Source organism: Longimonas sp. (assembly GCF_046498435.1).
Taxonomy (GTDB): Bacteria; Bacteroidota; Rhodothermia; order Rhodothermales; family Salinibacteraceae; genus Longimonas.
Map to the genome: position 1 here is coordinate 1 of NZ_JAWOAR010000019.1, position 8,504 is coordinate 8,504.

Sequence of the window (8,504 nt, forward strand, 5' to 3'; positions counted from 1 at the left end):
GGCAGGTTGATCGACTGCCGAAAGGCCGTCGTCACGGTCGGACGAAGACTGTCGCTGGCCGTGCTAAAGTTACTAAAGCGGTGCTGTCCGCCGCCGGTAAAGAACCGTTCATACGGACTTGCGGAGTAGCGGCGGTTCATGGCAGCATCCAGCAGGTCGCGCCGCGAGAGCGCGGGATTGCGCTGCAGTTCGCCCAGCGCCCAGCGCGAGAGCGCGTCGTTATTAGCTACCGGCACCGCCTGCAACGAGTCGGCAGACCGCCCGGCGTGGGTGTCGTAGAGCTCGTCGATCAACTCCAGGTACGTAACCAGCGTGCGCAGCTTGGCGGTTGACCCCAGTTCGAGCTTCGCCCCCCGGTTGATGTCGAACGGCCCGTCGAACGTGTCGGCTTGCAGGCGCACCACGTTGGCGGTAGAGTCGCGCTCGTACAACACCACCGCGTACTCAACGAGCGACGGGTCACCCCGGTCAAGCATGCGCGGTCCCGCAAGCCCGGCCTCGCGGACAAACGCCGGGTCCTGAAGCCGCTCCAGCAGTCCCGCCACCGCGCGCTGTGCCGAAGCGTCGTAATGTGTGTGCGTCGTCAGGTCGAGGCGGTCCAGCGCCGGAAGCGAAGGCATCGACAGCTGTTGCAGCAACTGGATGCGCGTGGCACTGGCGGCCTTCCGGGCAATGAACGACTCGGTGGCCGGAGCCACGGCTCGCGTGCGGCGTTCGGGACGGTTGGCCAGGGCGGCATCACGCATATCGGGAGAGATGATGCCCGCTTCGGCCAGCACGGGCAGATACGCATCGGCCAGCTCCGTGAGCGCCTCGTGCCCGGCTTCCGACAGGAAAAAGCGCGAGGGGCTGCGCGTCGACAGGATAAGCTGCAGCACCTGCCGGTAGGCCAGCGCTTGGGCGTCCGACGGCGTCGCAGTGGTGTCGGCGGCGCGCAGGTGGCGATTTACCGTGTCGAGGTCGGTGTTGTACCAGGCCCAAAGCCCGTCGCCCAGGCCGTTCACCTCGCCGTGTCCGGCAATGGCGGCCAGCGGAAGCAGGTTCAGGTACTCGGCCACCAGGCGGCGCCGCGCCTCAATCGTTTCGGGGCCATGCAGGTAGCTCTGCACCGAGGCCGAGGCCATCTGGCGCAGCTTATCGATCGGGCCCGCGGTCTGCCCGCCCGGCGAGTTGCGCACCTTGTCGAGTTGTGTGGCCAGCGTGCTGCCGCCGGGGCCGTCTTCGGTGAGGCCCAGCGCATCGCTAAGCTGACGCCCTGACGCGTACGCAAAGCGCCGCCACTCAATCGCTGGATTTTTTCGCGGAGGGGCAGTGCCGAGCAGCGCGCGATTTTCGATGAAGAGCAGCGTTTCGCGCGCCAAGCGTGGAATGGAGTCCGGGGCGGCGTACACGCGCTGCGGGTAGCGGGCCGAAGCCAGCGGGACTGCTGAGCGGTCGAGCACGTCGAGGCCCGTCTGCTGCTTTGGCACATAGGGCGGAGCAAGCCCGATGTCCATGTGCGTAGCAAACCGGTCGGAGACCCGCGCCTGACGGGCAATCGCGAAGCGTCCGCGCTGCGTTAGGCTGTCGATGAACGCAGGCAGCGCCACGTATCCCAACCGCTCATTGAACGGGCCGGTCGTAGGGAAGCGAATCGACGGGCTGGGGCCGTCGTCGACCTGGTACGTGAGCCCCGACGCATACTGTGACAGCAGCGTCGACTGCAGGTACGACGTGCGCAGTTCGGCGCGGATGAGCAGCACGAGAGGTACACTCAGCGCACACGTTAGCATCAGCGCGCGGGTCCACGGCGGCGCGCTTCGTATCCACCCAGCTACGGCTTGTCCCCACGCCCCCACGCGTTGGGTGGCAGGGTGCTCTGTGAACGACTCGATAAAAGAGGAATCAGATGAACTCATCATGAATGACTCTTAACCACAGAAAGAGGGCTCTGTTCACAATAATACGTTCCTTGGCTGTGCGCAACCAAAAAGATGCAAGTGCACCGTAACACGGCAACGTAACACGTCCTCAACGGGGTGAACCCGTATCGCCGCTTGCATTATGAGGGAGGCCCATGCACCGCCTTCTTCACAACACATCACACCACCATGGAATATCGCCATCTTGGACGCTCGGGACTCAAGGTATCAGCGCTCTCGTTTGGATCGTGGGTTACGTTCGGCGACCAAATCGACGAGGACCGCGCCCGTGCCTGCATGAAAGCCGCCTATGACGCGGGCGTCAACTTCTTCGACAACGCGGAAGCCTACGCCAGCGGGCAAGCCGAGGTCATGATGGGCAATATCATCCGCTCCGAAGAGTGGACACGCTCGGATCTGGTCGTGTCCACGAAAATCTTCTGGGGCGGCTCCGGGCCCAACGACCGCGGCCTCTCGCGCAAACATATCGTAGAGGGCACAAAGGCGTCGCTGCAGCGCATGCAGATGGACTACGTGGACCTGATCTTCTGCCACCGCCCCGATCCCGAAACGCCGATTGAGGAGACGGTGCGGGCCATGAACCATGTCATTGACCGCGGCTGGGCGTTCTACTGGGGCACCAGCGAGTGGACCGCCGAGCAGATCCGGCAAGCATACGAGATCGCGCGGCGCGAGCATCTCATTCCGCCCGTCATGGAGCAGCCGCAGTACAACATGACGCATCGCCAGAAGGTGGAGCACGATTACCAGCCGCTCTACCGCGACTTTGACCTCGGCCTCACCACGTGGAGTCCGCTCGCCAGCGGCATCCTCACGGGCAAGTACAACGACGGCATCCCCGAAGGCAGCCGCCTGGACCTCGACAAGTACGCAGGACTCCGCAAGCGCCTGGAGAGCGCAGAGGGCCAGCGTCAGTTGGAGGCGGTGCGGCAGCTCACACCGATCGCCGAGAACGAACTCGACTGCACGATGGCGCAGCTTGCGCTGGCATGGTGCCTGAAGAACGAGCACGTAAGCACCGTGATTACGGGGGCCTCGCGTCCGGAGCAGGTGCACGAAAACATGGAGGCGCTGGAGGTGGCCAAGCGGCTCAGCCCCGAGCACATGGCGCGCATCGAAGACATCCTCGACAACGCGCCTGCCGCCTCCACCAACTGGCGGAATGCGTAGCCCATCACGTCGGCTCAATGCCAACGTCCGCTGTCAAGAGAGGGGCATCGATTCCGGCGGGTCTGCAACGGATGGAAGCAAAAGGCCGGGTTCTTCCAGACCGTTGCTCCACACGAGGACGAGGGCCGACTGACCACGTACATCCGGTGCGTTGTAGAGAAACGATACCGCAATGCTGCAACCGGATCTGGTATAATTGCGGTCTTGGCCTCCCGGGGGATCCAGCTTCCTGCTGTTTTCGGGAGTCACCTGGGAGGCGGTGCCGTGCGATAGTGTGCGATAGGCAGCACGAACGATTGAACAACGCTCGCCGGCTTTCGGGAAGCGTCTGGATGCCCACAGTGCACACTATTGACCGCCTGTCAGAGCGGCCCGCCGCCTTGCCTATTGGCAATGTTCTTGAAAATAACGGATATTAAGGGGGTGTGTGTCATGAAAAGGGATGCAGCGGCGCTAAAGTTATCCACAGGCTATCAACATCTATCCACAGCCTGTTTTAAATAACAGATATTAAGGCGGCACACTGTAAAAACAGCCTTTAACGCGCGCTGAACGGGGTTTAGTAGATTGTGTGTATACGGGTGGAGCGGTGCCTGTCGCTATCCACAGTATTCCCCAAAGTTATCCACAGGTTGTACACAGGGTATACAGGGGATTCCCAAAGTTATCCACAATGCGCTATCCGCCCCTTTTCTGAATAACCGTTATTTTTTAGTGAGTGGTTTTATGGGAGGTAGAGGCCAATTGTGCCCTTTGTACATCTGACGTAGCCTCCACAGATCGAGGCTGCGTGGCTCCCTTCACGATGCCGTGACCGGACGTCGTCGGTAGGCCAGGTAGGCGCTTCCCCCTGCGCCCAGCACGGCAAATCCGGCCAGCACGGCAAAGAGCACCGTTGGGGTAGACCAGTGTAAGATGCTGCCCGCAATGCCAGCACCGAGGGCTCCCACGCCAAACACGCCCAGATAGGTAAACCCATACGAGAGCCCACGCGCTTCGGAGGGGGTGTACTCAGCTACGGTTGCCTGATACAGCGGCTGCACAATGAAGAGGGCCACGCCAAGCACCGCGCTAACTGCCAGGAGCGAGGCGGTTCCCATCTGTGCCAGCGGCCAGAACACTACACCCAGCACCGTCAGCATTGCAAACGCACCGACGAGGGCCCACTCGGTACGTCGGTGGTCGGTAAGCCAGCCGCCAGCATACTGCCCGGCCATACCCACCATGAGCAACGCAGCATACACGTACCGGCTGGGCTCAAGGTCAACAGCGGTGTCAAGCACGAACACGTCTTCGAGCAGATTGGGCAAAAACGTTAGCATGCCGCGGTAGTAGAGCCCCGACAGAATGACAATTCCGAAGACAACCGCAAAGCCCGAGGCAAACAGCACGCGTGTATGCGTCCAGAGTTGAGCAAATGAGGCTGGAGTTGGTGGACTTGTTGCCTGGCTTGCGGCCTCATTGGCTTGGGGGTCGGCAGCCGTTTCGTTGAAGGAGGCTTGCGCGGCATAGATCGTAGCGGCCAGTGCCGGCAGCGCCAGACAGGCCGCCACCACGCGCCAGTCCACAACCAGCAGAAGCAGTGCCGTGCAGAACGGACCGAGCGCAATACCGGCGTTTCCTGCCATCCCGTGTAGGGCCAACCCCTTACCACGCTGCACGACTCCACGCGAGATGAGCGTAAGTCCTGCCGGATGGTAGATGCTGGCCGCCAATCCCCACAGCACCAGCGCCGCGCCAACAGTCCACAGTCCCGGGGCCAGGCTCAGCATCAGAAACGACGCGCCCATGCCCGCAAGGCAGGCCACGATGAGGTGCCGCGAGCCCCAGCGGTCGGCCAAGATGCCTGCAGGAAGGGCCCCCACACCGTACAACCCGTATCCGACCGAGACGAGTGCGCCCAACACGGCAGTTGAGGCGCCGAACTCGGTAAGCCACAATGTCATCAAAATGGGGATTGACAGTTCGTAGGTGTGCACCATTCCATGTCCTAATGACGTGAGGATGATGATGGCGCGGTCATTGCTGCTCATATTAGATGCCTGTTCAGGAAACCCTGTTAACGCGTAGTGGTGGCAGGAACGATAACTTCACACATGCGGGTGTTACGATAGCGGCATCAGTAGTACTCACTGCATGGTGCTCGGAACGACGCACCGCTGTGCCCGAATAACAAGAGCGCTTGTTTCACAACTGAACGTATTACTATGGCCGAATCTACCCTCGAACTTTCCGACAGTACTTTTGAGGACGATGTCCTCAACGCTGATCAGCCCGTGCTGGTTGATTTTTGGGCGCCCTGGTGTGGCCCGTGCCGCCAAATTGCTCCGACCGTAAACGCGGTTGCTGAGGAATACGAGGGTCGTGCCAAGGTAGGAAAATTGAACGTCGACAACAACCCGAAGACGGCGCAGGAGTACGGCGTGCGCTCCATCCCTACGCTGCTCGTTTTTAAGGATGGCGAAGTCGTTGATCAGGTGCTGGGCGCCGTGCCGAAGTCCGAACTCACCAAGCGGCTCGACAAACAGCTCGCACAGGCGGCGTAACTCCAGTGCGCAGCGTACCTACAACTGCACAGCATGAGGCCTGCCTTCTACCGAAGGCAGGCCTCGTTTTTGGTAGGGCGTAGTGCCGTGTCACACGTCAATGGTTGGGTAGCTCACGCGAATGATTGTTATGGAAGTCCACAAAAGATCCCGGATCTGCTCCCGACGGTGGTCGGGATGGTCCGGGATGACTATAAAATGGGAGTCCATGCGTTACCCTATGAATCACGCGTGACAGAGCAGTAAGTGACCTCAACAATGGTTTTGGGGATTGCCGGGTGGATTCCCCTCTATCCTACCTGTCCTCCCCGAGGAGGAAGGAACCGTGGAAGGCGTTCCTCAAGTCCCCCTCAGAGGAGGGGGATGTAGGGAGAGGGATGACGTAAAATCATATAGATCAAACACGTATTTGAAACGCAGCATCGTACGAATGAGAGCGTGTATTAAGTAACGTCGGGGCGCACATGATACCGGTTTGAAACGCACAAACCCCCAACTTCATGCCTGTCTTTACTTATTACTTTCTTTCTTGCTTGCTACTGTGGTGTTGTGGTGTCGTGTGGTGTGGTGTGGACCCCTGCTCCATCGCGCTGCTTGATGAGCATGACAACCGACATGCCCCCCAAAAGCGTCGCCAATCCTGCAAAGGCCACGTTCCATCCAAGTAGATCTGCTGTTACGCCTGTAGCCACGCTTCCGGTGGCTCCCAAAACCATGTAGCTGGTCCGAATCAGTCCGAAGCCGGCTCCTCGCTCTTCCGCAGTTAGGTGATCCATAAATTTGGGCAAGAGGGCCGCCCCCCAGCTCATGGCGATTCCTGCGCAGAAGGTGGCCACAGCGAGTATCCAGAAGCCATGTCCAATGACAAACATCCCGTATCCAATAGCTCCTATGGTGGTAGCAAATGTAGCCGCCGGGTAGCGCCCAATTCGATCTGACAGCTTTCCAACAAGCGGCTGGCCGATGCCCTGCACAACGAAATAGGCCGAGAACAGCGCTCCGGCCCCGGCTTCGGTATATCCGTGGTGCTCCACCAAAAATGTGGGCAAAAACGAGGCGGTAGCTTGCCACACAAAGGCGCCAACCAATGACAGAACTCCCGTCCACAGGATAGGAGGACGCGCAAGAAGTTCAGCGATGGGGCGCACTTTGACACGATCCCACACGGCGGTGTTGGGACGCGTCGGCGGGGTAGTGCGTACCGTGCTCATAAAGAGCAGGGCCGTGGGAAGGGCAACTATCGCCCCAATGGCTACGGCATATCGCCATCCGAACAATGCCCCCACTGCTCCTGCAGCAACAGGAATTGCAATGCCTGCCAAAGGGGCTCCGGCCGAATGGATGCCAATGGCTGTGCCCGTCTGTCGAAAGGTGCGCGTAAGAAGAGAAGTCGCCGCACTGTAGTGCAGTCCGGCCATGGCACCCAGCGCAACAGTTCCTACAAAGAACAGCGCATAGTGTGGGGCCAAAGCCAGCAGCAAGCTGGTGAAGGCTGTGCCCCCAACGGCCAGCAGTACGACCCTGCGCTCGCCCCACCGGTCGCCCAACAAGCCGCTGGCTCCTCTTCGCCTGGGAAGCGCAGGACGTAGCCGAAGTGCTGCGCTGCGGCCTGCACGGTGGCGTCGCGGTGCAGCACGCAGGTCTCGTAGCCGATCTCGCTGTCCAGCCGGCTCGGGCGATTGCGGGTGTAGACAGCTCTGTAGCTGCCCTCCCCATCGGGCAGCTCGATCTCCACGTCCGACTGACGCTTCAACGCAACCCCGTCATCCAGGAGCATCGTCTGTCCACCTATCAGCTGCGCTGCGATCCGCAACCCCAGCTCCCTGGCCGTCGTTAGGGCTGAGACCGCGACAAACCCCAGCTGGGGGTCCACGGCATAGAATGACGCCCACGCCGCTCTCTCGTCGGTGAATGCAACTGGTTCCATAGCACCTCCTAACATGCACGGAGGCGCGGCAGGTGATGTACTGCCGCGCCTCCATATCTCCGCTGGCTGCTGCTGGCTCCCTCGGACCGCCCTGCCCGCGGCCGGGCAGTCAGATTATTACACCTTGTCCTCTCAGTGTCGTCGCGACACGCCGCTATCCGCGTGCGTCCAGCTTGTCAGGTCTCCCTGGTCCTGCCCCACCATCGTTGGGGTATTACAATACAGCTGGTGGAACTCCCGGGAAGCTTCACCCCGAAAGCCAGGACGTCCATACCCTCTCCCGAGTCACTGAGACCATCTGGGACTACGCTAATACTACCCTCCATCAGCTCGGCATCCTTCCGGCAGATCCCAGCTGGATGGGACGCGGCCGTCAACGTGCTGGCCGTCGTGGTCACGATGCCTTCATCATGACGAACCCGGCTGCGCAGTCGGCGCCAATGGTGGCTTTGGACGCGCGGAGGGGAAAAGGGATGGCGTGTTCGTCAAAGAAGCACGAAGTGAGAGGGGAACGTCAGGACACTCAGAAACGCCATCCTCGTAGGCACCGAGTGCACTTCACCCGGACAATGCGTGACCAGAACAGGCTGGTCTTACGGAGCGCACCGCAAAGTGGCAGGTGCGTCATCAGAATAGGCCCAGAATAGAGCGCTGGTGCAGGTATCCTTGCCCTCATCCCAGGCTTCTACGAGAGTGGTGCTCCACAACGCGGTCACAGAAACTCCACGTGATCGCGCATATCACCGAGCTCAAGCACCTGATAGATTGGCATCAGGCCACGAACGATTTCGCCGATCGGCGTCTGCTGAGGGCATACGCGATGCCAGCACGGCTGAACCCCTCAGCGTGCAGACGAAGGAAATCAGCGTCCTGTGTGAAGACGACCCAGCCCTCAGCGGCGGCTGACGCAAGGTGCTCTTGGTCTGAGGCCGCGCGTAG

The 8,504-nt window shown here is 60.7% G+C and carries 6 protein-coding genes; 2 read left to right on the forward strand and 4 right to left on the reverse strand.

What is annotated here, in order from left to right:
* A partial coding sequence (locus tag R6U20_RS00745) for a transglycosylase domain-containing protein (protein WP_410335959.1) occupies positions 1-1,901 on the reverse strand: 1,901 nt, incomplete at its 3' end.
* 189 nt (positions 1,902-2,090) lie between these two features.
* Between R6U20_RS00745 and R6U20_RS00750 the strand changes: the two genes are divergently transcribed.
* Positions 2,091-3,092, forward strand: a complete 1,002-nt coding sequence (locus R6U20_RS00750) for a potassium channel beta subunit family protein (protein ID WP_410335960.1) — start codon at positions 2,091-2,093, stop codon at positions 3,090-3,092.
* A gap of 800 nt (positions 3,093-3,892) precedes the next feature.
* Here R6U20_RS00750 and R6U20_RS00755 read toward each other — a convergent pair.
* A complete protein-coding gene (locus tag R6U20_RS00755; protein WP_410335961.1) occupies positions 3,893-5,125 on the reverse strand; it encodes an MFS transporter in 1,233 nt (410 codons plus the stop codon).
* Positions 5,126-5,299: 174 nt separating this feature from the next.
* Here R6U20_RS00755 and trxA point away from each other — a divergent pair, with 174 nt between their 5' ends.
* Positions 5,300-5,638, forward strand: a complete 339-nt coding sequence (gene trxA / locus R6U20_RS00760; protein WP_410335962.1) for a thioredoxin — start codon at positions 5,300-5,302, stop codon at positions 5,636-5,638.
* A gap of 536 nt (positions 5,639-6,174) precedes the next feature.
* On the opposite strand, the gene R6U20_RS00765 is transcribed toward trxA, so the two are convergent.
* Positions 6,175-7,188 carry an MFS transporter gene (locus R6U20_RS00765; protein WP_410335963.1) on the reverse strand — a complete coding sequence of 338 codons (1,014 nt, stop codon included), beginning with the start codon at positions 7,186-7,188 and terminating at the stop codon, positions 6,175-6,177.
* A 1,148-nt stretch (positions 7,189-8,336) separates the two neighbouring features.
* A partial coding sequence (locus R6U20_RS00770; RefSeq protein ID WP_410335964.1) for a DUF5615 family PIN-like protein occupies positions 8,337-8,504 on the reverse strand: 168 nt, incomplete at its 5' end.